Annotated in this window: 22 protein-coding genes, 1 pseudogene and 1 riboswitch; of the genes and pseudogenes, 15 read left to right on the forward strand and 8 right to left on the reverse strand. The window is 41.1% G+C overall.

The window, feature by feature from the left end:
* Positions 1-79: 79 nt before the first annotated feature.
* The 4 genes from ACWF5P_RS01745 (at position 80) to ACWF5P_RS01760 (ending at position 5,061) form a co-directional block, all read left to right on the forward strand.
* On the forward strand, positions 80-3,289 hold the full coding sequence (locus tag ACWF5P_RS01745; RefSeq protein WP_452444527.1) for a DEAD/DEAH box helicase: 3,210 nt from the start codon (positions 80-82) through the stop codon (positions 3,287-3,289).
* Positions 3,290-3,496: 207 nt separating this feature from the next.
* Positions 3,497-3,979 carry a DUF2975 domain-containing protein gene (locus ACWF5P_RS01750; protein WP_230176671.1) on the forward strand — a complete coding sequence of 161 codons (483 nt, stop codon included), beginning with the start codon at positions 3,497-3,499 and terminating at the stop codon, positions 3,977-3,979.
* Positions 3,980-3,989: 10 nt separating this feature from the next.
* A complete protein-coding gene (locus ACWF5P_RS01755) occupies positions 3,990-4,211 on the forward strand; it encodes a helix-turn-helix domain-containing protein (protein ID WP_101223077.1) in 222 nt (73 codons plus the stop codon).
* Between the two features lie 58 nt (positions 4,212-4,269).
* Positions 4,270-5,061, forward strand: coding sequence for a DUF817 domain-containing protein (locus ACWF5P_RS01760; protein WP_452444623.1), 792 nt, complete (start codon positions 4,270-4,272; stop codon positions 5,059-5,061).
* A 169-nt stretch (positions 5,062-5,230) separates the two neighbouring features.
* Here the strand turns inward: ACWF5P_RS01760 and ACWF5P_RS01765 are convergent, their stop codons facing one another.
* From ACWF5P_RS01765 to ACWF5P_RS01775, 3 genes are all read right to left on the reverse strand, one after another.
* Positions 5,231-5,545, reverse strand: coding sequence for a DMT family transporter (locus tag ACWF5P_RS01765; RefSeq protein ID WP_034309447.1), 315 nt, complete (start codon positions 5,543-5,545; stop codon positions 5,231-5,233).
* A complete protein-coding gene (locus ACWF5P_RS01770; protein WP_063232562.1) occupies positions 5,545-5,886 on the reverse strand; it encodes a DMT family transporter in 342 nt (113 codons plus the stop codon). Before ACWF5P_RS01770 ends, ACWF5P_RS01765 begins: the two co-directional genes overlap by 1 nt.
* A gap of 72 nt (positions 5,887-5,958) precedes the next feature.
* Positions 5,959-6,058: riboswitch (guanidine-I (ykkC/yxkD leader) on the reverse strand.
* Between the two features lie 191 nt (positions 6,059-6,249).
* On the reverse strand, positions 6,250-7,221 hold the full coding sequence (locus ACWF5P_RS01775) for a multidrug resistance efflux transporter family protein (protein ID WP_434167619.1): 972 nt from the start codon (positions 7,219-7,221) through the stop codon (positions 6,250-6,252).
* A gap of 486 nt (positions 7,222-7,707) precedes the next feature.
* Between ACWF5P_RS01775 and ACWF5P_RS01780 the strand changes: the two genes are divergently transcribed.
* Positions 7,708-7,992, forward strand: coding sequence for an AbrB/MazE/SpoVT family DNA-binding domain-containing protein (locus ACWF5P_RS01780; protein WP_053536026.1), 285 nt, complete (start codon positions 7,708-7,710; stop codon positions 7,990-7,992).
* Between the two features lie 60 nt (positions 7,993-8,052).
* On the opposite strand, the gene ACWF5P_RS01785 is transcribed toward ACWF5P_RS01780, so the two are convergent.
* The 4 genes from ACWF5P_RS01785 to ACWF5P_RS01800 all read right to left on the reverse strand — a co-directional run bounded on the left by ACWF5P_RS01785 (position 8,053) and on the right by ACWF5P_RS01800 (position 12,593).
* Positions 8,053-8,490, reverse strand: coding sequence for a GNAT family N-acetyltransferase (locus tag ACWF5P_RS01785; protein WP_434167618.1), 438 nt, complete (start codon positions 8,488-8,490; stop codon positions 8,053-8,055).
* Positions 8,491-8,829: 339 nt separating this feature from the next.
* Complete coding sequence (locus ACWF5P_RS01790; RefSeq protein WP_434167617.1) at positions 8,830-9,975, reverse strand: Ger(x)C family spore germination protein; 1,146 nt, start codon at positions 9,973-9,975, stop codon at positions 8,830-8,832.
* Between the two features lie 4 nt (positions 9,976-9,979).
* On the reverse strand, positions 9,980-11,464 hold the full coding sequence (locus ACWF5P_RS01795; RefSeq protein WP_434167616.1) for a spore germination protein: 1,485 nt from the start codon (positions 11,462-11,464) through the stop codon (positions 9,980-9,982).
* Positions 11,439-12,593, reverse strand: coding sequence for a GerAB/ArcD/ProY family transporter (locus ACWF5P_RS01800; protein ID WP_452444529.1), 1,155 nt, complete (start codon positions 12,591-12,593; stop codon positions 11,439-11,441). Before ACWF5P_RS01800 ends, ACWF5P_RS01795 begins: the two co-directional genes overlap by 26 nt.
* A gap of 173 nt (positions 12,594-12,766) precedes the next feature.
* Between ACWF5P_RS01800 and ACWF5P_RS01805 the strand changes: the two genes are divergently transcribed.
* The 10 genes and pseudogenes from ACWF5P_RS01805 (at position 12,767) to ACWF5P_RS01850 (ending at position 23,302) form a co-directional block, all read left to right on the forward strand.
* Positions 12,767-13,291 (forward strand): YfiT family bacillithiol transferase, encoded by a 525-nt coding sequence (locus ACWF5P_RS01805; RefSeq protein WP_434167614.1) that lies wholly within the window; start codon positions 12,767-12,769, stop codon positions 13,289-13,291.
* 2 nt (positions 13,292-13,293) lie between these two features.
* On the forward strand, positions 13,294-13,830 hold the full coding sequence (locus tag ACWF5P_RS01810) for a GNAT family N-acetyltransferase (RefSeq protein WP_434167613.1): 537 nt from the start codon (positions 13,294-13,296) through the stop codon (positions 13,828-13,830).
* Between the two features lie 23 nt (positions 13,831-13,853).
* Entirely contained in the window at positions 13,854-14,339 is a 486-nt protein-coding gene (locus ACWF5P_RS01815) for an SRPBCC domain-containing protein (RefSeq protein ID WP_434167612.1), read from the forward strand.
* 643 nt (positions 14,340-14,982) lie between these two features.
* Positions 14,983-16,233: an MFS transporter gene (locus ACWF5P_RS01820; RefSeq protein WP_452444530.1), complete on the forward strand. Its 1,251-nt coding sequence runs from the start codon at positions 14,983-14,985 to the stop codon at positions 16,231-16,233.
* Positions 16,234-16,361: 128 nt separating this feature from the next.
* Positions 16,362-16,559 (forward strand): hypothetical protein, encoded by a 198-nt coding sequence (locus ACWF5P_RS01825; protein WP_101223067.1) that lies wholly within the window; start codon positions 16,362-16,364, stop codon positions 16,557-16,559.
* Between the two features lie 165 nt (positions 16,560-16,724).
* Positions 16,725-16,853: pseudogene (locus tag ACWF5P_RS01830) on the forward strand (DJ-1/PfpI family protein); the annotation flags it as partial.
* A gap of 284 nt (positions 16,854-17,137) precedes the next feature.
* Entirely contained in the window at positions 17,138-19,219 is a 2,082-nt protein-coding gene (locus ACWF5P_RS01835) for a methyl-accepting chemotaxis protein (RefSeq protein ID WP_452444531.1), read from the forward strand.
* 247 nt (positions 19,220-19,466) lie between these two features.
* Positions 19,467-20,822: an arsenic transporter gene (locus ACWF5P_RS01840; protein WP_101223064.1), complete on the forward strand. Its 1,356-nt coding sequence runs from the start codon at positions 19,467-19,469 to the stop codon at positions 20,820-20,822.
* 24 nt (positions 20,823-20,846) lie between these two features.
* Positions 20,847-21,512, forward strand: a complete 666-nt coding sequence (locus ACWF5P_RS01845; RefSeq protein ID WP_434167609.1) for a DUF2642 domain-containing protein — start codon at positions 20,847-20,849, stop codon at positions 21,510-21,512.
* A 587-nt stretch (positions 21,513-22,099) separates the two neighbouring features.
* Positions 22,100-23,302, forward strand: coding sequence for a C40 family peptidase (locus ACWF5P_RS01850; RefSeq protein ID WP_260358404.1), 1,203 nt, complete (start codon positions 22,100-22,102; stop codon positions 23,300-23,302).
* 5 nt (positions 23,303-23,307) lie between these two features.
* On the opposite strand, the gene ACWF5P_RS01855 is transcribed toward ACWF5P_RS01850, so the two are convergent.
* Positions 23,308-23,937, reverse strand: a complete 630-nt coding sequence (locus ACWF5P_RS01855; protein ID WP_101223061.1) for a poly-gamma-glutamate hydrolase family protein — start codon at positions 23,935-23,937, stop codon at positions 23,308-23,310.
* Between the last annotated feature and the right edge of the window lie 44 nt (positions 23,938-23,981).

Here is a 23,981-nt window from a genome sequence, read left to right on the forward strand (position 1 = left end):
TAGTATGATGATTAAATGAGATATTTTCAGCGGAATGTAAAATCATTCAACAACAAAACCCCGGGAGGAAGACGGCAACTTGGATATCAAATTGAATCAAAAAATCATAAAAGACATGTGCGGGGCCGTCTCCTTCAAAAGAGGGGAAGCTTTTCAGCGTGCCAATAAAGTGAAATTTGAAAGCTACCGTCAAGATGGTTGTGAAGCAACGGTTAAAGGCAAGGAAGACTTCCATGTCACGATTGAAACGGATGCTGTAGGCGGATTTCAGACGAAATGCAGCTGTCCTACGCTAGCTTCCTTCCATCGGGATTGTCAGCATATTGCAGCCGTCCTGCTGTCGGTTTACGACCATCAGCAAGGTGGAACGATCCCTGAGGGCCTGCATTCAACCGTTTCTAATGCTTCAGCCAATAAGCAGTTGTCAGAGGGCTTGCTGACCCTTTTCGATAATCAGCCTGTCCGCAAAAGCGGCCATCAGCGCCACTTTGAAAATAGAAAGGTGCTTGAAGCAGAGTTTACGTGCAAACCAGTATGGATGGGCACGGACCAATATATGTTAGGACTGGAAATGAAAATCGGTGCTTACAATGTGTCGAATATTCGGGATTTCCTGAAGCGAGTTAAAGACGGAAAATCTGCCGAAGTGTCCCATTCATTTATATATGACCCGATATTGCATTGTTTTCAGAATGAAAATGATTCCGTGCTTCAGGAACTCATTACGGTGATATCGGATGAAAAAGTCTATGTTGACGCCCTGATGGATAAATCTGAATATACATTGGATAATCATTTATTACTTTTGCCTCCATCTTCTTTTCGAAGGCTTGTCCCCATCCTTGAAGTAGCGCCAATGGTGAAGCTTGCCTATGGTAGCCTTACATACAATGGCTTTCGTTTATCGAATGGACCGCTTCCTTTACAGTTTGAATTTACCGAAAGCGAGGTCAAAGGATATCAACTGAATATTAAAAGGCTGCACGAAATGATCGTCATGATTGCATACACATTGGTTCTATTTGAAGGGAAATTGGTTCAGCTTGAAGATGGGGATTTCCAACGCCTTTCAGAGTTGAAGCAAATGATGGAGGATTCGGGGATGGTTCAAATTCCAATCCATCATGACCAGCTGGAACTATTCCTGGACAAAGTGGTACCAGGTTTGAAAAAACTCGGTGAAGTTCATATAGCAAGAACCATCACCGAATTGTTTTTGAAGACACCGCTGGTTGCAAAGCTATACTTGGATCGAGTAAAAAACAGGCTGCTTGCGGGGCTGGAATTTCACTATGAAAATATCGTGATTAACCCTTTGGAAAAGCAGGAGTCAAAGGTTATAAGGGATGTTGAGAAGGAGTCGGAGATACTGAAGCTGATGGAGGATAGCCAGTTTGCCAAGACGGACGGCGGCTATTTCTTGCATAATGAAGAGTTGGAGTATGAGTTTTTGTACCACATCGTTCCGAAACTTCAAAAGCTGGTACAAATCTATGCCACGACGGCAGTAAGAAACCGGATTTCCCGTGGAAATGCTGCACCGCGCATAAGGGTTAATATTAAAAAAGAACGTACTAATTGGCTCGAATTCAAATTTGAAATGGATGATATCCCGGATAAACAAATTCGTGAGGTCTTAGCAGCGCTTGAAGAAAAGAGGAAGTACTATCGTTTAAGGAATGGATCGCTGCTTTCCCTTGAAACAAGGGAATACGAGGAAATCAATCGTTTTCTGAATGCACTTCCTGTACAGGATGAAGACCTGGAGAGCACGCTGAACATGCCAATCGTAAAAGGGCTTCAGCTCCTTGATTCCGTGAATGACAGCCAAACATTCACAATGGAGGAGTCATTCCGTCAGTTTTTGGATAACATCGGGAATCCGGGCTCCTTGGAGTTCACGGTGCCAAATAGTCTGGTCCCTATCTTGCGCGAGTATCAAAAAAACGGCTATAAATGGATGAAAATCCTTGCCCAATACGGTTTTGGCGGAATTCTTGCTGATGATATGGGACTGGGAAAAACACTGCAAAGCATCGCGTTCATTTTATCCGAGCTGCCTGACATCCGTGAGAAAAGGGTTCCGGCGCTTATTGTCTGCCCATCATCATTGACCTACAATTGGCTGAGCGAATTCACTAAATTCGCTCCTGATATACAAGCCGTCGTCATTGATGGCGACAAGACTGAAAGGACGAAGCTGCTTAAGGAAGCGAAGGATGTGGATGTAGTGATCACCTCTTATCCATTGCTCCGGAAAGACATCGCATCGTTTGAAAAGCAGGACTTCCATACGGTGTTTTTCGATGAGGCACAGGCCTTTAAGAACCCAGTGACACAAACGGCACGAGCGGCCAAGAAGATAAATGCTGCACATCGCTTCGCGTTGACTGGTACGCCTATCGAGAATTCACTAGAAGAGCTCTGGTCCCTTTTCCACGTCGTATTCCCTGAACTATTCATGGGGTTAAAGGAGTATAGCAATCTCTCAAGGAAGCAGATTTCCCGCAGGATACGCCCATTTTTGCTGCGGAGAATGAAAGAGGACGTGCTAGGTGAACTTCCGGAAAAAATCGAGTCGCTGGAATCGATGGAACTGCTTCCTGATCAGAAGAAACTGTACGGCGCCTATCTGGCGAAGCTGCGGCATGATACGCTGAAACACCTGGATAAGGACACCCTCCGGAAAAATCGGATCAGGATCCTCGCTGGCTTGACCCGGCTTAGGCAAATATGCTGTCACCCCGCCTTGTTTGTGGACGGATATAAAGGCAGTTCAGCTAAATATGAGCAACTGATGCAAATTGTCGAAGAATCGAAGCATTCTGGAAGACGGGTGCTGATTTTCTCGCAATTTACAAAAATGCTTCAAATTATCGGCAGGGATTTGGCCATGAAGGGACAACCTTTTTTCTACCTGGATGGAAAAACCCCATCAAAGGAACGTGTGGAAATCTGCAATCGATTTAATGCAGGAGAGCGGGATATATTCCTCATTTCATTGAAAGCGGGGGGGACGGGTCTCAACCTGACAGGTGCCGATACAGTCATTCTATATGACCTTTGGTGGAATCCGGCAGTTGAAGAACAAGCCGCGGACCGTGCCCATCGAATGGGACAGAAGAATGCTGTTCAAGTCATCAAACTTATTGCCCGTGGTACAATCGAAGAAAAAATGAATGAACTTCAAGAGAAAAAGAGACACCTTATTGAAGAAATCATCGACCCTGGAGACAAATCGTCGTCTGCACTTACAGAAGAGGATATCAGGGAAATCTTGATGATATAAGGGAACAGCTGAAGGTAATCTTATTAATGAATCGAATAGTTCAGTTATGGAGCAGTCCTTTGTAAATGAGGAGTGCTTCTTTTATTTTTAAAAGAAAAGGATATTACGGTAACAATAATAATATAATAAAAAACAACAATGTTTTATTGTAAAACGATAAAAATTGTGTTAAATTCAAATTGATAAAAAATAAATGAGGTGCTTTTTATGAAACAAGTGTCAACGATCTTTTTGAAGATAGCCGTTATTCTTATTGGAATGCCGATTCTTGCTTTGTGCATCTTTGTGGTGCCTGAGATTGCGAATTTTGCAGCAGAATTATATCCGGATATGACTTATTTGAAATATCTCGTTTTAATCGATTTGTATGCATCGGCGATACCTTTTTACTTCGCTCTATATCAAGCCTTTAAACTTTTAAGCTATATTGACAAGAACAAAGCTTTCTCGGAATTATCTGTAAGAGCTTTAAAGACAATAAAAAATTGTGCAATCACAATCAGCAGCTTGTATGTGGTAGGAATGCCGCTCTTTTATCTCATTGCGGAGATGGACGACGCCCCAGGCATCATAGTAATCGGATTGGTCATCATTTTTGCTTCAATGGTGATTGCAGTCTTTGCTGCTGTTCTTCAAAGGCTTTTGCAAGAGGCCATCGATATAAAATCAGAAAATGACTTAATAGTCTGAGGTGAATAAAATGGCAATTATAATCAATATTGATGTAATGCTGGCTAAAAGGAAAATGAGTGTTACAGAACTTTCTGAGAGGGTTGGAATAACGATGGCTAACCTTTCCATATTGAAAAACGGCAAGGCAAAAGCGATTCGATTATCAACTTTAGAGGCGATTTGCAAGGCGTTAGAATGTCAACCCGGAGATATTTTAGAATACCGTAATGATGAAGACACCCAAGGATAATGGTAAAGGGGAGTAAAACATGAATTTTTTAACCATTAAAAAAGTGGAAACACCAATCATGCGAGCACTAAAACAACTCGTTCGGTTTGGTTGGGAGCAGGCCCTGTCATGTTTGTTTCCTGCCGTTATTTTTGCTTCTTTGGCTATTACAAAATTCATACCGCTTCCCTTCCTGCCGCGGTATGACTGGCTGCTCATCATCTGCCTTCTGATGCAGTGGTGGATGCTGCGTTCCGGGCTTGAAACACGGGATGAACTAAAGGTTATCACATTGTTCCACCTTATTGGACTTGCTCTTGAACTTTTCAAGGTACATATGGGCTCCTGGACTTATCCAGAGGAAGGTATTTTTAAGATCTTTGGAGTGCCTCTGTATAGCGGATTCATGTACGCAAGTGTAGCGAGTTATCTTTGCCAGGCGTGGAGGAGGTTAAAGGTTGAACTTGTCAAGTGGCCGCCGTTTTTGGTCGTTGTATCTCTTGCAGCTGCGATTTATTTGAATTTTTTCACCCACCATTATTGGATTGATGTTCGTTGGTGGTTATCTGGACTTGTCATCATCGTCTTTTGGCGGTCATGGGTCACATACGAGGTTGGTGGAGCTCGATATCGTATGCCAATCGCGCTTTCTTTTGTGCTCATCGGATTTTTTATATGGATAGCCGAAAATATCGCAACGTTCTTTGGGGCATGGGAATATCCAAACCAAACCGATGCATGGAGTCTTGTTCATCTAGGAAAGGTAAGCTCATGGCTCTTATTAGTAATTGTTAGCTTTCTTATAGTAGCGACGCTAAAGCAGGTTAAAGGGAAAGATTCCACTAAGATGGATGCTAATCATTTTTTATAAAATGACTTCACACAAGAAAATAAATAAGTAAAGACGACACATTAATTCGATATATCAAAATTGTGTCGTCTTTGTTTTTCTATGCTTTTATATACTAGATAACCTAATGGTAATGCGGTGTCATATTCCGAATTTCTATAGACAAAAGTAAAATCACCTTCACTCATTTTTATGAAACAAGTTTTAATCCCACTGCTGCGCCAAGGACCATGGCTATAAAAACGACTCTTCGCCAATCTTTGGATTCCCCATATAATAGCATCCCGATTATCGCTCCGCCTGATGCGCCGATTCCTGTCCAGATAGCATAAGCAGTCCCCATCGGCAAGGTTTTCATGGCATAAGCAAGAAAAAGGAAACTTGCTCCAAATCCGATGAACAACAGCAGCAAGGATTGCCAATTACGGTCTTTGTGCAATTTATTTATCATCGCAACCCCAAACATCTCAAATAGCCCCGCTAAGATTAAAGAGACCCAAGCCATTATGATTCATCCCCTTTCTCTGCCTTATCATCAGTCACTAGCTTCAAGCCAATCACCCCTGATAATAAAAGGAGGATCAATAGCGTTTTGCTCAGCTTGAAGGATTCTCCAAAGAAAATGATTTCTGAAAAAACGGTACCGGCTGTCCCCATACCGACAAAAACGGCATATACCGTACCGACAGGAAGCTTCCTGCCAGCCATTATCATCAAGTAAAAACTGATGATGATCGAAATGACCGTTCCAGACCAAGTCCAAAAGTCATCTGCATGTTTTAAGCCAATTACCCAAAATACTTCAAAAAAAGCTGCAATAAATACTTTAATCCAGTTTGTGCTCATGAATACCGCACCTCCAATTTTATTCTTTACCAAAAAAAACAAAAAAAGCCCAAGAGATAACCGTTAAACAGTTTCTCCCAGGCTTTTATCCTTCCGTGGCACAGCATGCTGTGAGTTTTCTCTCGGACCAGACCAGCAATAGACGCACTGCGGAACCCTAGAAAACCTTTGACATATGCAATTACCTTTCATTATACATACTTTTTGAACTTACTCAAGGTATAAGTTTAATGAAAAAAATGGATGGCGAGCTTTTTGCTTCACTAAATAATCATTAATTTTTCATGACCTATCAATGCAAAAAAGAACATAGTCAGGTCGAAAAAGCCCCGCTAAAATTTCGGGGCTTTTTTGACTTGCTATTTAGGCACTCACTATCCGTTTCCGGGATGGACCTTCTTTTTTATGTGATACATAGCTATGCAGGATCATTCCTATGATGACGATAAAGATGCCGAACCATGATAACGGAGAAGGAATCGGTAAAGATAGGAATAGTAATTCGCCAGCCAGTGCAAAAAGGACCTCCATCGATTGTGTAGCTTCGACTGAAGCTAATTTCTGCATATTTCCACTTACCAAATCGGTCGCTTTGAAAAAAAGGACTGTGGCAATGACACCTGAAAATAGTGCGACCAAAAGGGATTGGAAACTCTGCATCTTCGTCGGTGCCCCTACTGTAAAGAAACCGTACAATGAAAGCAGGAACCAGAATGGCAAACTCGCCAAAGTCATTCCCAATACACGCTGGTAAGCATCTAAACGACCTTCGGATACTTCCATCATTTTGCGATTTCCCAAAGGATATGCAAACGAAGCGATGACGATTGGAATCACTCCCAGCCAAAGATTGGCCATTGAAATGTGTTTAGTATGTTCCAGTTGCATCAGGATGATCCCAAGCAGAATGATCATGGACATGAGGAGGCCTTTCACAGAAACCCTTCCTCTTTGCCTTTCGATCCCATCTTTCGTTTGGACACTTTCAAAAAACAGCGGCGCAAGCAGCGCACCCGAAATGATCGTGATTTGCCAAGTGCCGGCGATCAGCCAGCCAGGTGAGTAGGCGGACGCAAAGCATAAAGGAGCATAAAATAACCCAAATCCGACAAAACTCCAAAGCAGCCAAGGACCTGGCTTTTCTCTCATCACTTGTAAAAGGGGACGCAGGTTTTTTCTGCTCAATACGATACACAACAGAAATGGCACCATGAAGAAATAACGCAGCGAAGCACTCCAAATCCAACTTCCGCCAGACAACTCCATGGCCTGATTCAAAACAAACGTAAATGCAAAAAAGAAAGCAGAACAAATACCTAATATAATCGGACGCAATTGACTCACCTCAATCTGTTTTATGAGTCAGTAAGACTCTGGAAGGATGGCAATCGTTTCGGCTTTCTGAATCCACTGTTTTAAAAGCGGAATGAATTTTCGGAATATTATAAGCGATCAATTTAAATTTTCCTTCAAAAGCAAAAGAAAATCAACAGGATTCTTTTAGGCTAGTGAAATTCATTCTTCATGATTCGACATGACATAAAAAGAATGCTTGTTGGAATTAAATGAAGGCGTTTCCATTTCAATATCCATTTTAACAATATATACCAACTAAAGAAGCGGGAAACGTTGTCATGACGCGTGTTATGAAGGTATTACTAATATTTTATATAAAAATCATATAGAGGCAGATAATATATGAAGATACGAGAATTGACGAATATGGTAGGTAGTGGTATCTTAATAGAAGTGCAAATAATGTCGAATGGTGACGAAATATATAAATACAACATTCGCAAGAAAGTTAGTGGGGTAAATTAAATGAAATCTACAGGTATTGTACGTAAAGTTGACGAATTAGGACGGGTAGTCATTCCAATTGAACTGCGCCGAACATTAGGAATTAATGAGAAAGACGCTCTGGAGATTTATGTAGAACAAGAGCGCATCATCCTTCAAAAATATAAACCAAACATGACTTGTCAGGTTACAGGTGAAGTTTCCGATGACAATATGAAACTTGCTGACGGTAAATTAATACTTAGCCCTGAAGGTGCCGAACTTCTAATTAAAGAAATTCAAGCCAGCATGGAAACTGCTAAATAATTAATATACTAGATACATAGCATCCAAGTGTAGGGAAGGTTTTCCCTACACTTTTTTATATTAAATGGTGAAATAATAAAAATGGTTCGATTCACGGACGAAACCAATTCTTTCATAAAGTTTCTGTGCGTTTACATTATCCTTGCCTGTCTCCAGTGAAACTCCTTTGGCACCTGTTTCGCGTGCAAATGTGATGGCCGCGTTCAATAACTCCTCGCCAAATCCCTTTTTGCGGGCGGACTCCTTCACGAATAAATCATTCAATACCCATGACCGCATCATACTCACAGATGAAAAAGAAGGATATAATTGTACAAAGCCAATAGGATTTCCTTCATCATAGGCCATAAAAACCACAGACTCCCCATTTTTCAGCCTTTCCCTTAAAAACTCGCTTGCACGACCAGGATCAGAGGTTTGCTCATAAAACACTCTGTATAAATCAAAAAGTTCCGTCAGTGATTCCAGCTCATGTAATGTAGCCTTCTGTATGCTCATAAATGGCCCCCCAATTGTTAGAATACTCTAAATTTACCATTTAATCATACTTCCCGCCAAATTCAGGACCACATTTTCCGGCGCCAAAAATCAGGATGGAGCCTAAAAAGGTGCCATCCTACATGAAAAGGGCTATTAAACCCAAGTTGGGCTGTAAACTCATGGATTATAAGCGATAATACGTCAAATGCAGCAGCAAACTCACGAATTATAAGCGTTTACTTATGAGTTTTGGCAATTTACTCGTGAAATTAGAACAAATACTCGTGAGTTTGGCCGATTTACTCGTGAAAGGAGCATCATCAAATTGGGACCTAAAATAATAAATCAAATCCTTCATTACTCGAGTGGTTTAGCTTCTAAACCGCCTGTATTAAGAATGTGAACTTTAACGTTTATATCATGTAGTGAATCGTTATCTAAGTAGTCCTTCGGATCATTTATATGATTCTTTTTCCAGTATTTTGTCTCTTTGATATAAAGGATTTTACCTAAGCTTAAAGGATCTGCGTTCTTTTGAATCCCTGTCATGAAGGTTGTTTGGATTTCTTTTTTTATTTGGCTTTCGAATTTTCGTTTTATTTTATCGATATCCATTTGTGTATCAAGCCCCAGTATCTTACCTGATACATCAACGTCAATATTGAATTTGTACTTTCCATCCATGAGAACAGGCTTTACTTGATAATGCGGATGGGAGAAAGAGGCATAGATGTCTTGCTTATTCATGTTAATATTTAAGGGTGTTTTGTTGGTCCTTTTATTGAGCCAGCGTAAACCGCTCAAATCCTTTTCAGAGAACCAGGGCTGGGACACTTTATAATAAATGACAAATGCACCATCCATAAAGAGACTTTTTCTTTTTTTATCCTTTTCCTTCCATACTTTATCGTTCCAGGAAATGGAGGGCAGGATGGTTGTGGATGCTTTTTCCCGCTGGTTAGAATAATACTTTTGGACCGTAATGGGTTGGATGAATGATCGATTCCGGTAGACATCCTCAGGTAAATATAATGTCGTGTATAAAGGCGATAAATTAAAATAACCATTAATGGAGAAAAGCTCATCCATGGAACTTTTTGTCGCAAAGATATTGGCAGAGTACCTAAGTAACTGGTTTCTGTATATATAATCCACTATTTCTGTACTTTGCTGCTTCAAAACATTTTCACTGATGACAAATGTGGAAACATGACCTATATAGAGAGACTGTTGAGTATTGCGCATTAGTTTATTAATGGCGATCGAGATGGAACGCGCTTTTTGTTTCCCTACATATACGGGCGGGGCTTGAGTGGGTTTTGCCTCCGTTTTAGCTACCGCAGAGAAGTCCACAAGTTGCGTATAAACAATGTATTCCCCATCTTTGAAATCTATCCCGATGGCCGTTATATAATGAAAGTCCTGGATCGTTTTTTCATCCCAGCAGCCTGAAAGTAAAAGGAATAGAGGGATGGTTAATAATATTTTGCAGATGCGGAACATGGCCTTACTGCCCCTTTCTGGTCTTATCATTAGCTGCCAAGGATCGTTTGCTCATGGAATTCCATGGCCTCTTTATGAATGAATCCAGTAGTTTAGTGAATATTGGCGGGTTCATTCCGCCAATATATGAAATCCCGAATGAATCAAGCCTGGATAGTAAAGTGACAATGGAAAGGAAACCGATTATCGTGCCATAGATTCCATAAATACAGCTTAGTAACAGCACAAACATGCGCAGAATCGTTACGGCCCCTGTTAAAGACTGGTTTACAAGAGTATAAGATGCGACAGAGGTTACGGCAGTAACCACAAGCATGGTTTGTGAGGTCAGTCCGGCCCTTATCGCGGCATCACCGACAATGAGTCCGCCTACAACAGCAACTGTCTGCCCAACCGCTTTAGGTAACCTGACTCCGGATTCGCGGAATAATTCAAATAAAATGAGCATGAGAATGAATTCCATGGTGGCGGATAAGGGAAGTCCAAGCCTTGAAAGGGTGATGGTGGCCAATAACGGGAACGGCACCTGTTCAATGTTGAAAGCGGAAATGGATATCCAAAACCCCGGCAATAAAATGGTAATGCCAAGCCCCATAAAGCGAAGCAGTCGCTCAAGACTTACAAATAGATAAGGAAGATTCGAATCTTCTGCTGTTTTTATTTGCAATAATAATGTAGAAGGAGCCACGATTATTGTTGGCATTCCGTCCACGATTAGAATGAATCTTCCTTGATTGAGTGCTTCCACTACAAAGTCGGGGCGACTTGTATAATGAGTGAGTGGAAATATACTAAATTTACTGTTAGTGATCAATTCCTCCAATTGTTGGCTGCTCACCAATATATCAATATCAATGGAGTTAATCTTGGACCTCACATTTTTAACGAGTTCTTTATCAATGATGTCATCCATGTACATTAGTGCGACTTTCGTTTGACTGCGCCTGCCGACAATAAAGTCTTCATAGGCGAGCGATTTTGTTTTTAGCCGCTTTCTGATTAAAGCGGTATTTATGGATAAATCCTCGACAAATCCATCTCTTGGTCCTCTTACAGAGACCTCGAAGGAAGACTCCTCAGGCTGCCTGTTCGGAACATTGGACAAATTTATTGAAAATAACTTTTGGGTTGATGGAATGAATAATAAGGCATTCCCGGAGAAAATCAGCTGCTGGACGCTATTGAATTCACTATCAATTGTCACTTTAGTCAAATCTATCAATGGTTTTAGCTTGTTGATTGCCTCTTCTTCATCGATTCTCTCATCCAATTCCATCATTTTGTTTAACTTTTCCAAAATCCCCTCGTTCAGTAAACTGATATCGGTCATACCCGAGCAATAAAAGATAAGGACAGGAATGGGCCTTTCGGTTTCTCCAATATAAATCGTGTCAAATATGATATCCGAGCTTGAACTGAATAACTCCCGAAATGTCTCCTCCTTTAATTCAGGCAGGGTTGGTTCATTTTTGGATCGTTTCATTCTCATGTCGTTTACCCTCCTTAGATCTAATGAACGTGCCGATAAACAAAAAGGCGGACAAAAGTAACAGGAAATAAAAAGCGCCAGGATAATAAAAAGTTTGGGTCACATGCAAAAACTTGAAATTACTGAATGGTACGATGGAGATGACGACCATGAGAAAGCCGACAGCGAAAAGAATTCCTACCTTCATTTTTTCAGTTTTCCTATTAAAGATTTCCGTTATTAAGAATAATGCCAGTGAAACACGGATATAGGCACCAGCAAGCCATTGATAAATGGAAAAGAAATCTGTATGTTCAATATATTTTCCAATAGTCAGCAGCCGCCACTGTTCATAGGCAGGATACCTCATGGCTTCGGCTAAGGTCGGCCCGAATTCAGCGAGTGCAGCTGTTAATGGGCCGAGAAGTAGAAACACTAATCCGAGGCATATGAAAACCAATACTTTCCGACTGATTTTATCAGAAATCTTTTCCTGAAAGAAAGCCAGTAAAATCAGTTCGGCAAGGCCATAACCAGTATATAGAAAGCTCTTAACGCCATGAAAATAGCCATTCTCGAAAAGGGGAAGGAGGTGGCTGTAGTCTTTTGTCGGCATATTTCCGGTCGCAACGAAAATGCCAAGAATGATGACTATTGGCAATAATACAGAAGAGCAAATGGCGATGGAGCGCATACCAGAATGGGCAAGAAAGATACATAGCAGTGTAAACGGAATGATAATCGCTAAACTTGGGGTTTCAAAAAGAAAGCTTGTAGTGATCCAATCTATCGTTTCCTTTGTAGTCGCCAAAACAAGGCTGATCAGGTAGATCACTATAAAGAATAAAGCGATATTTTTAATATGTTTTCCAAATCTATTTTCAAGCCAACCCGTCAGGGATTGATTATTCATATTCTTGATTATCCTCGATAATATGTAGACCCAAATTGGGATCAACCCAATCGTAATGATAGAAAAAAACCATGAATCCCTTCCGCCGGTGGATAGGAGGAAAGGAATTAAGATAACGTGATTAAGAAGGCCGATTGATAAAAAGAAGATGCTGAGGGTTTGTATCGAACTAATTTTCTTCAAGATGATCCTATCCCCATTTCCATTTTTTAAAGATTGGATTGATGCATATGCCATTCATTTGTTTATGGTTGCTAAATGTGGAAATAGTATACGTGCTAATGATATGGATTAAATTTCCTGATGTTTAGTGATGAGCTGTAGAGCAAAGCAAAGTATGCCGGAAAAAGGATTTGTCTTAATTGATAAAGAATATATATAGATGCATTTTTATTGAACATCAAGGGGGAATGAAGGTGGATTTAAGATACCCGATTGGAAAGTTTCAGTTTGATGGGGAGATTACTATTGGTGTAGCCGAGGGGTGGCTTAACGAGATCGATGCTTTGCCTCGGATGCTGCGGGAAGCGGTAGGCAACATGGAAGATGAACAACTGGATACGGCTTATCGGCCTGGAGGATGGACGGTGCGCCAAGTGGTGCATCATGTTGCGGATAGTCATATGAATGCGTATATTCGCTTCAAATTGGCCCTTACGGAAGAAAGTCCGGTCATTAAACCATACGAAGAGGGGCAATGGGCAGAGCTGCCTGATTATGATTTGCCGATTGAAGTTTCTCTATCACTGCTCGAAGGTATACATATTCGAATGTGCAAACTTTTATCAGGTCTTCATGCGGATGATTTGAGCAGAACATTCATCCATCCTGATTCGGGAGAGGTGACAGTCGGTGAAAATATAGGAATTTATGCCTGGCACGGACGCCATCATCTGGCTCATATTACTTCTTTATCAAAGCGCCAGGGATGGTGAATATGACTGAGAAAGGTGTGATTACTGTGAATGCCGAAGTGAAAATCGAACAATTAACATCAATCGAAGAACATCTTAATGATCTTTCCGACCTTTTGGTGCAAGTGGTGGATGATGGCGCGTCCATCGGTTTTTTACCTCCCATGGAACGGTCTGAGGCGATTGATTATTGGAGTAGTGCCATAAATCCTGATGTGATTCTATTAGTTGCTAAATTACAGGGTAAGATAGTCGGGAGTGTACAGTTACATTTATGTTCAAAGCGGAACGGCGGCCATCGAGCGGAAATCGCAAAATTAATGACGCATACTGGTTATAGACGAAATGGAATAGGACGTTCTCTCATGCTAGAGGCTGAGAAGAGGGTCAAGCAGGAGGGACGGACATTATTGGTCCTGGATACAAGGGAAGGGGATCCTTCTAACTCCCTGTATACATCATTGGGATATATTCAGGCAGGCAGGATTCCTGATTATGCGAAATCTGCAAATGGTGAATTACATCCGACCATGTTTTATTATAAAAATAAAATCGGGTAACGAATTGTAAGGGGGGAATCCAATTGCAAGCTGTAATCGAAAAAGAAGGTAATGGGATTATCGCAAGATTTGATCGCCTGCTCAATCATTCGGTTGAAAAGGTATGGGGTGCTTTAACGGAGAATGATAAGGTGGAAAAGTGGATGTCCAACCTGGAAATGAAAGACCTTCGAAAAGACGGGACCATAAAATTCAATTTCAATGATGGGTCAGGGAAATCTTTTGATATGAAGGTCAGGGACTTCCAAGAATTTTCCGTTTTAGATTTTGAATGGGGGGACGGCTGGGTTCGTTTCGAGGTATCCCCTGAAAAGGATGGATGCTCATTAGTATTGAAAGAATCCATCACGCCAGTTAATGATCATACATCAAAAGATTTGGCAGGCTGGCATATATGCCTTGATATGTTTAGTGATTTACTTGATGGTCATCATCAGGACTTCCCGATGGATGAATGGGAAGAAAGGCATAAGGAATATACGGCCGCCGTCAAACGAATTGAAGGATGAATGGAATGTGTGACATGCAGGTGGATGCATAAGGAAGCGGAAAAGTGAATTTCGGCCAAAACCGAAGTGAGGCTTCTGTCATTAAGGCAGTTTTTTATTGATATTCCAATTGGCTCCATGTTAAGATGACTTTAACTTTTAAGAAATGGAGGTTTTCCTTGTGACATTTATCAGACTGCGTTTCCAATCTTTGAACCGTTAATTGAATACGTTCAAAGGCTCTGCATGTCCGCAGGGTAAATGGGAATGGTCTGTCTATTTTTAAGGAAACCTTCATTTTACGCTTTAGTGAAAAAAAGAGACGATTTCAACCTCTTTTTTTGTGTCCAGCTGATGCCGCGACAACCTTTGTGATCAAAGGGTTTTCGCTATTCCAGTTGACTTTAAAATAGAAGAATTATTAAGGGGAGAAATACTTTACCTATCCAAGGAGGTCATTTTGGATACGTGTAAAGTGGTGAATTCTCCTTGTATTGACCAAACCGAAGGCCAGTAGGAGATTATTTTTTATCGGGAAAATAATCATTCTCTCAGTTTCTTTAGATAGGTTCTGATCCATTTACTCTAAACACAGGCAGATAGCCTGTGTTTTTTTTAGGGCATTAAGAAAAAAATATTCAAAATAGAATGAGGTGTTTAAGAGATGAAATCATTAAATGAACAAGTAAAGGACAATTGGAAAAAGAATATCACTCTTTTTCTAGGCAGTCAGACCATATCCCTCTTTGGTTCGTCCTTAGTTCAGTATGCCATCATGTGGTATATCACGTTGAATACACAGTCGGGTGTCATGATGACGATATCCATCGTTTGTGGTTTCGTGCCTACCTTTATACTCTCCCCAATCGCGGGGGTATGGGCAGACCGCTATAATCGGAAGATGCTGATCATTCTTTCGGATTCATTGATTGCCATTTCAACGCTGATTTTGGCCATATTGTTTTTAATCGGCTACGATGAGCTTTGGCTGCTTTTCGTCATGTCCGCTGTCCGGGCGATAGGAACTGGAATCCAGACTCCTGCAGTCGGGGCCATTCTTCCGCAGCTTGTGCCAGAGGATAAGCTTACGAAGGTGAATGGGACAAATGGAAGCATTCAAGCGCTGGTGATGCTAGTTTCCCCCATGGTGAGCGGCGCGCTGCTTACGATGGCTTCAATCGAAACCATTTTCTTCATTGATGTGATTACAGCTGCAATTGCCATCTTCACTTTGCTGGCATTTTTGAAAATTCCAGCACATGCGAAGGCATTACAAAAGCAAACTACCAGCTATTTCACCGATTTGAAAGAAGGATTCAGTTATATCAGGAATCACGACTTTCTTAAGAAGTTCTTTATATTTTTCGCATTTTTCTTCGTGCTTGCCGCACCTGTAGCATTTCTTACACCGCTTCAGGTCACACGCTCTTTCGGGAATGATGTTTGGCGGTTGACTGCGATAGAGATCACTTTTGCCATCGGAATGATGCTAGGCGGGATTTTCATGGCTTCGTGGGGAGGCTTTAAAAACAAGATCCATACGATGACACTTGCGAGCCTAATAATTGGCGCCTGTACTTTCGCTCTTGGAATCATCCCCGTTTTCTGGATTTACTTGATCATCATGGGGGTAGTCGGATTGGCGATGCCCATTTTTAATACGCCGTCCATGGTCTTGTTACAGCAGAAGGTAGAGGGTGATCTTCTTGGGAGGGTATTTGGTGTTTTAGGGATGATCTCGACATCGATGATGCCCCTGGGAATGCTAGTATTCGGACCGATATCCGACATCATTAAAATTGAGTGGCTGCTTATAGGAACTGGTTTATTGCTGTTCATTCAAGGTTTTTTCCTGCTGGGCAGCAAAGTGTTGATCGAAGCCGGAAAACCAATCCCGAAAGATGCCCCCGAGTAATGGTACACGGGACACCATGTGAGCTGAAGGACTGGAGCCAGAAGGGTATTGGATATTAGGGCAGCACTCCAGTTTTTTATTCTTATTACACCATGAAAGTCATCATTAGATTGGCTAAGGAGGAAAAGATGGATTTTTTGGGAAAGTTATTTAATTGGATGGTAGTTATCGGAATGATCCTACTTATAGGACGACTGCTTACGATGGCGTTTTTATTTCTGGAAATTCCATTTACGACCTTTTTTAAGGACTACAGTCTCATTTCGATCATCATTTTAATAATAGGTGCAATTGGTCAGCAATTCACCAAACCGGGTAAAAGGTAAATTGGTTTGAGTTATCATCTTTCCTTTTCATGGGAAATGATCAGCTTCGAATCCAACAGATCGACATATTCTATTGTCGGTCTAAAGTTTTACTGGAAAAACGGAAGGTATGAGACTCCGAGCAAAGCGAGTGCCTGGAGTGGAAAGTGAGTTCACTAAGTTCCTGACGAATTGAAAGCCAATTCCGTTGAATATGCAAAACAGCATGTCGTTGCGCATGATGATATCATTACAGGTGATGGTCCGGATGGTGCAAAAGAATTCGGAGAGAGCCTAGCTGCAGCATTACGCTAAATCTCGTTTTCTGCTAACCTTGTTATTACCCATTTGAAACCCTTGGATTCTATGTAATCCAAGGGTTTTTTGAATTTGAAAACGCAATAAGTTCTTTGTACCTACATATTTATCCTTAATTGGCAATTGACAAGGTTTGATTAGGTATATAGTATGTTTATGTGGAAAAATAAAGTAAGTGATCGTAAATAAGGAAGGATCCATTTTGAGCATAGATTGAATCTTTGTTTTCACACAGGTAAGCGAAGCATTTTTGCAGGTCAAATAAAAAGGGGAAATTATTAATGAGAAGTTCATTGATTGAAAAGAAAGAAAAAGTGAAGAGGAGGATATCGGTCCGGATAAAATGGTTATTATTTATATGCACATCCGTTTTTCTAGCTATTGTCGTATCCGTTTCGATAATGGGGGTAAAAGTGACCTCCATTTTTAAAGAAGATAGTATATCCATCAACAAAAGCTCGGCCCAAAATGCGGCGGCACAAATCAATTTGAGCATGGCCACGTATGAGAATTCGCTAGAGCAGTTATCACAGCTAGTTTCCAATCAGATCAAGAATGGTGATTCAATCAAGGATATCCAAAAAACGATAGAGGCATTTCAAAAGAACAATGAAGATTTAATTTCTGTTTATTATATGGATGGATCGGATGGTTCCTTGTATGCTTCGCCCCAAATGGATTTCAATCAGGATGCAAGGGAGACCAAGACATATACGCAGCTGACCGAAAGGCCAGAAACGAAATGGATGGATGTGTATAAGGATGGAGTTTCAGGGATGATCATGACTTCCGTTGTAACGCCCGTTTTATCGGACGGGAAAATGGCAGGAGCCCTGGGCTATGACATCGACCTTTCGACAATCGGGAAAATGAGGACAACCATCGAAAAAGAGTCCACTAGCAATCTGGTTATATTGGATTCACAAGGTTTTATTGTGAGTTCATTCATGCAGGGGATGGACGGGAAGAATATGAATCCTGAAAAAAGCGGGATGGAAGTAGGTGTGGAGGATTTCATGGCGGATACTGACCGATTCAATTCAGAGTTCAAGTGGGTGGCCGACATGTATAATGGCAACGTCAAGGCGAATCAGGCCTTGACGTTGGAAGGTGAAGATTATACAGGTGAATTGAGTACGGTCCCTGAAGTGAACTGGAAGGTTTTGGCGCTCAATCCAGATAAAATACTGCAATCAAAGCTGGATGACATTAATAGAATCGTAGTGATATCAGGTATTTTAGGTCTTCTATTCGGGACGGCATGTGCTCTTTATCTAGCAGGAAAGTTAACGAAGATCATGGCCGACTTCCAAAAAATCATAGAAAAGACAGCTAATGGGGATTTAGTGTCCGAATTTGCCATTAAATCCAATGATGAGATTGGGGACTTAAGCAAAAGCTATAACTCGATGTTGGGGAAATTAAGAGGATTGGTTACCAAGGTAAACGGCAATGCGGAATCGGTGACAAAGGCCAATGCCGGCTTAAGCCAAATAGCTGCTGAGAATAGTGCGGCCATTACAGATGTTTCACGCGCGATAGAAGAGATTGCAGCGGGAGCATCGAATCAATCTGAACAAGTGGAGCATGGTGCGGGCACGATCCAGGTTCTTAGTGGCGAAATCGATGGGTTATCAAAAAAATCGAGGGAGACCCAAACCGTATTGGAGCTTGCATCTGAAAAAATAGAGTCAGGGAAACAACAGGTAAGTGGCTTGGAAACGTCGTACCATAAATTAGAAATGGCTTTTGCTGCAGTCAACAGCATGAGCTTAAGACTTGTGGAAAAATCAAAAACCATTTCCGATGTCACGAATGCCATCTCGAAAATATCGGAACAAACCAATTTGTTATCTTTGAATGCATCCATAGAAGCGGCAAGGGCAGGTGAGTCCGGCAAAGGGTTTGCTGTTGTGGCGAATGAAGTAAGGAGCTTGGCTGATGATTCAAAAGAAGCTACAAAAAACATTCAAGCCATCATCCAAAGCATTCTGTCAGATACAGAGGAATTGCTGAGGACGACCAATGAAACGAATCAAATCAGCAAGGATCAGAAAAATGCCGTGATCACGGTAAGTGAAGCCATGAAAGAGCTGGAGGATTCCGTTGAGGAGATTTCTAATTCGATCCAGGAAGAAACACGATCCATTGAAAGCATCAATCAACAGAAAGAAACGGTTATTAAAGTAATAGAAGAAATCACCGCCGTATCTCAGCAAACGACAGCTTCATCAGAGGAAATTGCATCATCGATGGAGGAACAAGCAGCTTCATCCAATGAAATAGCTCAATATACACAGCAGCTATCACAGTTAATAAATGATTTGGAGCATACGCTCGGGGAATTTCAGATAAAGGATTAGAGGAACGGACAACATAAGTGTTTCGAAAAGGGGAGGCCACTAAGTGGTCTCCCCTTTGTTGTATTGCCATTGACCCTGATTTCTGTGAACTGGGCATCTCTCTTTAGTGGACAAAATCACTAGAAGTACAAAAGTACAATTTAGAAGGACTGGTCAAGTATCCATGCTTTTTTTACAAAGGGGAATAATATATAGGAATCGGACAAGTAGGGTCCAATGGCTCAAGGCCCAAAAAGGGGAGAACAACATGCATTTCGAAATAGGAATGACTATTTTTGTGTTCGTCATGACAATGATAGTTATATTGTGGAGGCCAGGAGGTATCAATGAAGCATGGCCAGCTTCAATCGGTGCAGTGATAATTTTACTGAATGGCACAGTATCCCAAGGCGATATTTTGGATATCATCAATAAAATCGGGGGCGCATCGATCACCATCATGGCAACGATTGTCATGGCAGTCATCTTGGAAAGTTTCGGATTTTTTCACTGGGCGGCTGCGAGACTTGCGATCCTTGCCAAAGGATCGGGGTATCGTCTGTATTGGTACATTCAATTATTGTGCTTTTTAATGACCTTGTTATTCAATAACGACGGCAGCATCATGATTACGACCCCCATCTTGATCTTGCTTTTGAAAAATCTCAGATTAAAGCCGCATGAAGCCATCCCGTATCTTTTGAGTGGAGCATTGATTGCAACAGCTTCAAGTGCGCCTATTGGTGTGAGTAATATTGTTAATTTAATCGCTTTGAAAATTGTGCACATGACGCTTTATATGCATACTGCCATGATGTTTGTACCTGCAACTTTGGGGTTGGTCTTCATGTCATGGTTGATGTTCGTAGTGGTCAAGAAAAAATTGCCCAAGAAACTTCCAAAAATTTCTTATGACATTGAGGAAAGTTTCTTCACTAAGAATTTCCACCCCCTAAAGGGGAAAGTGACGGTTGAAACAAAAAGGCAACGCACAAAATTCATGTTGAAAGTATTGCTCTATGTGTTCGTGGTGCGCTGTTTACTCTTTGTAGCTTCTTATTTTTCCATTCCAATCGAGTGGGTTGCTGTACTTGGCTCTTTATCTTTACTGATCTGGAGGTGGTACCATTTACGGACAAACCCTGTCGATATCTTAAAAAAGACCCCATGGCACATCCTGATATTCGCATTCTCCATGTATGTGATCATTTATGGTCTACATAATGTAGGCCTTACAGACATGCTCGTACAGATATGCGAACCGATTGTAAATCAAGGGTTACTGAGTGCGAGCTTTGTCATGGGAGGATTGGTTTCGATTCTATCAAACATCTTCAATAATCATCCAGCATTAATGATAGGTACCATTACCTTAACCGAAATGGGACTGGATCCGGTCACATTAAAAACTATCTATCTAGCTAATATAATCGGTAGTGACATGGGATCATTGTTATTGCCCATCGGTACTCTTGCCTCACTTATCTGGATGCACATCCTGAAACAAAACAAAGTGAAAATTAAGTGGAAAGATTATTTAAGTGTAACCCTGATAGTCATACCAATAACGACAGTGGTGACACTGCTCTTATTATTTTATTGGGTGCAAATGATTTTTAGCTGAATAACCCCCTAGGAGGAGATAGTAATGAGTGATGCGTTTGCATTACTGGGTAAACAGATTGATGTCCAAATCTCAGGAAAAAAAACTTTCAAAGGAATTCTAACTGATCTGAGCACGGATATTCTAGTGTTGTTCAATGGACAGCAGTTTTTGTATTTTCCTATGCTGCACGTCCATAGATTCAATCTGAGTACAGAGATTGATAACGAGATCAAAAATCCTATGGAGTCCCCCATAATGGAAGACATGGCGTCGATTTCCTATCGTAAAACACTAATGAACGCAAAAGGGGTTTTTTCAGAAATCCATGTTGCTGGACACATTCCTTTACACGGCTATATAACCAATGTTTTCAATGATTACTTTGCATTCTACTCGCCTGTATATAAAATGATGTATGTCTCGCTGCATCACCTTAAATGGCTTACCCCGTACAATCAAAATGCCACACCCTATACACTCAGTAAAGAGAGTTTTCCCGTCAACCCTTCAGATGTGCCAATGCTGCGTTCTTTGGAAGACCAATTAAAGAAAAATGCAGGAAAGCTAGTAGTATTTGATGGGGGAGAGGACCCGATGAAAATCGGTATGCTTAAAAAGGCGGAAAACAACTTGGTTGAATTAACGACAGCCAGTGGAGAACATGTGTTTTTGAAGCTTTCACATATTAAAACGGTGTACATGCCATAGATTCATAGAAACGAGGGGAAGGCCATTTAAGCTTTCCCCTTTTTTCTTCTGCTAGATGATGGGTGATATCAATGGATTCGGGTTCCTGATCCTTTTTTAGAGTTGCCAAGCTATATGTGTAGTTCATCACGTTACAGCAAGGTCTGTTTATGAAAACCTCAAATGCGTTGCCCCTCCTAAACTATGTTGCATATCTTCACTCCTATATCGTTAGTACGACTTTATCATCACTGGCCTCAGCTAACTTTACCCTTTCTGTCCAAAAAAATAAAATCTTCTAGTAATTTTCCGATTCCAACCATGTACATTTCTCCATGACCTGGGTAGCTATAGGGAAAGTCACACTGTGACGGTAAAAGAACATAATATAGGAATAATGGTTTGTTTTTAAAGTGGTTTTATTGAATCGGATTGATGATAATTTGTGAAAATAGGCTAAATGTTTTATTCTGTTCGCCGATAATATGGAAGTGTTGAGAGTTAAGGCTCATTTTTTTTGGGTGGATGATAGGATAAAAGATTCATGTGATGGAGTTTACTTTAACATCGTATATTTAAAAATATTTCAGCTATAAAGGAAGGTTAAAATGTTTAACGGAAAATTAAGCGGAATGATACTTACATTGGTATTCATGATCAATTTCACTTTTTTACCTGGCTTAATGGCCGAGGCAGCAGAGCCTGTCCATACTGTAACCTCTGGCGAAACGGTTGAATCGATTGCCAAGACATATGAGATATCGGCTGAACAATTAATGAAAACGAATGGTTTACCGGATGATAAGTTATTTGCGGGCCAAAGGTTGACAATCATTCACACGGCGTATACTCCTTCCATCTTTCAATGGTCGGAGAGAGGAAAAAAAATTGCAAACTATGCGAAATCCTTTATAGGGTTTAAAAAGACAGCTGGAGAGGAGACGCCTGAAAAAGGATTTGATTCGAGCGGATTGATTCATTGGGTGCTTTCCCGGCAAAATGTGCCGGTCGACCGTTTGACAGTAGATGGTTTTTATAAGCAAGGGATGGATACAGCCACTCCGAAAACGGGGGATATTATATTCTTTCTGGAAAAAGACAGCTTAAAAGTCGTGACTGCGGGTATTTATGTCGGCAAAAACCAATTTATCAATTCTGGATATGGTGCGGAAACGGTGCAGGTGAGATCCACTACAGAAGATTACTTTGCAAAATACCAAGTGGCGTACAAAACATATACGCCTAAAGGAGAGCATATCGTCCAAACGGGAGAAACGCTTAAAAGTATATCGGAGAATTACAGCATTTCCATGAGGACGATCAAAAGTCGTAACGCTTTAAGTACGGATGAATTGATGCAAGGGCAGTATCTTCAACTATACAGCAACCCGTTGTATCCGTTTTATGTAAACCAGGAGGCTGCATATGATAAAGCATATGATGTCATCAAGTATGCATACACTCTACGCGGATTCAACTATGTTTTCGGTGGGGAAGATCCGATGATCGGAATGGATTGCAGCGGATTCATTTATTGGGTCATGAAGGAACAGGGCCTTTCAGTAAAACGGGGTTCTGCAGCGGATTACTTCTCATTACTGTCCAAAATCGAAAATCCAAAGGCAGGGGATTTAGTGTTTTTTAGGGACACAGGAACAAGGCTGGGTGTGACCCACGTAGGTATTTATCTAGGTGATGGCCGTTTTCTCCATACAACGGAAAACACGGGCGTTCATATCTCCAATCTTTCGTCAGTTTATTTTGCCGAGAAATTCGAAAGCTTCGGCCAAGTTGAAAGCCTTATGGACTAAGAAGATCATTCAATCTGTTTATATTCAAGAGTCGCTTTTTCAATGGCAGTAACGAACCGTTTAAAAAGATCACAGTGATTGACCCTGTTTTTACTGGTAAAGTCATCACCTTTGAAAAAGCTTTTTCTAAGCTTAGTGGAAAGTTCCAATTGCACGCCTGCACCCGTTTTGGATATGTTGGTGATGTTGTTTCCTTTCATCCCTGAAAGGTGCTGCGGTGCATGAGCAGTTTGGAATCCAGCTTTGTTGAGGCATTGCTGTATCAGGTTCTTAAAGGGTTCGTTCCTTCCGCCAAAGTAAATCAGCGCATTATGTACGTCGTAGTGGCCATGGATGGAAAGGGTGGTTTGTGCGTTCGCTGCCATTGAAACGCCGATCGGTTCATTGAACAAGCGGGATGTTATATGGAGGACCTGGTTGCCCCTTGGTTTAAGACCTTCGAATAGATAGGTGCTTGCACAAAGTCTCTCTCCAAGTGCGGCTGCAATCTCGCTAGTTCCTGGTTCGATGTTCCCGCCATGTATGGCTAGAACTGCAATATCAGGATTCCTGTGATGAACGATGATACGGTAATCGAGGTCTTCTTGTTCATTTTGCTCTAGTTCAATAAAATCAGTATAGTTATTTTCCTTCATGGTTATCCTCCGTATATCTTTCACTCGTTGACGGCAAAAATAAA

This window comes from Peribacillus sp. NPDC055009 (assembly GCF_053608705.1).

What these genes read in the sequence shown, in the direction of transcription:
- ACWF5P_RS01750 (WP_230176671.1), top strand. Translation starts at nt 3,497, where the DNA reads ATGAAACAAGTGTCAACGATCTTTTTGAAGATAGCCGTTATTCTTATT.
- ACWF5P_RS01755 (WP_101223077.1), top strand. Translation starts at nt 3,990, where the DNA reads ATGGCAATTATAATCAATATTGATGTAATGCTGGCTAAAAGGAAAATG.
- ACWF5P_RS01760 (WP_452444623.1), top strand. Translation starts at nt 4,270, where the DNA reads ATGCGAGCACTAAAACAACTCGTTCGGTTTGGTTGGGAGCAGGCCCTG.
- ACWF5P_RS01765 (WP_034309447.1), bottom strand. Translation starts at nt 5,545, where the DNA reads ATGGCTTGGGTCTCTTTAATCTTAGCGGGGCTATTTGAGATGTTTGGG.
- ACWF5P_RS01770 (WP_063232562.1), bottom strand. Translation starts at nt 5,886, where the DNA reads ATGAGCACAAACTGGATTAAAGTATTTATTGCAGCTTTTTTTGAAGTA.
- ACWF5P_RS01780 (WP_053536026.1), top strand. Translation starts at nt 7,708, where the DNA reads ATGAAATCTACAGGTATTGTACGTAAAGTTGACGAATTAGGACGGGTA.
- ACWF5P_RS01785 (WP_434167618.1), bottom strand. Translation starts at nt 8,490, where the DNA reads ATGAGCATACAGAAGGCTACATTACATGAGCTGGAATCACTGACGGAA.
- ACWF5P_RS01790 (WP_434167617.1), bottom strand. Translation starts at nt 9,975, where the DNA reads ATGTTCCGCATCTGCAAAATATTATTAACCATCCCTCTATTCCTTTTA.
- ACWF5P_RS01795 (WP_434167616.1), bottom strand. Translation starts at nt 11,464, where the DNA reads ATGAGAATGAAACGATCCAAAAATGAACCAACCCTGCCTGAATTAAAG.
- ACWF5P_RS01800 (WP_452444529.1), bottom strand. Translation starts at nt 12,593, where the DNA reads ATGGCATATGCATCAATCCAATCTTTAAAAAATGGAAATGGGGATAGG.
- ACWF5P_RS01805 (WP_434167614.1), top strand. Translation starts at nt 12,767, where the DNA reads ATGAAGGTGGATTTAAGATACCCGATTGGAAAGTTTCAGTTTGATGGG.
- ACWF5P_RS01810 (WP_434167613.1), top strand. Translation starts at nt 13,294, where the DNA reads ATGACTGAGAAAGGTGTGATTACTGTGAATGCCGAAGTGAAAATCGAA.
- ACWF5P_RS01820 (WP_452444530.1), top strand. Translation starts at nt 14,983, where the DNA reads ATGAAATCATTAAATGAACAAGTAAAGGACAATTGGAAAAAGAATATC.
- ACWF5P_RS01825 (WP_101223067.1), top strand. Translation starts at nt 16,362, where the DNA reads ATGGATTTTTTGGGAAAGTTATTTAATTGGATGGTAGTTATCGGAATG.
- ACWF5P_RS01835 (WP_452444531.1), top strand. Translation starts at nt 17,138, where the DNA reads ATGAGAAGTTCATTGATTGAAAAGAAAGAAAAAGTGAAGAGGAGGATA.
- ACWF5P_RS01840 (WP_101223064.1), top strand. Translation starts at nt 19,467, where the DNA reads ATGCATTTCGAAATAGGAATGACTATTTTTGTGTTCGTCATGACAATG.
- ACWF5P_RS01845 (WP_434167609.1), top strand. Translation starts at nt 20,847, where the DNA reads ATGAGTGATGCGTTTGCATTACTGGGTAAACAGATTGATGTCCAAATC.
- ACWF5P_RS01850 (WP_260358404.1), top strand. Translation starts at nt 22,100, where the DNA reads ATGTTTAACGGAAAATTAAGCGGAATGATACTTACATTGGTATTCATG.
- ACWF5P_RS01855 (WP_101223061.1), bottom strand. Translation starts at nt 23,937, where the DNA reads ATGAAGGAAAATAACTATACTGATTTTATTGAACTAGAGCAAAATGAA.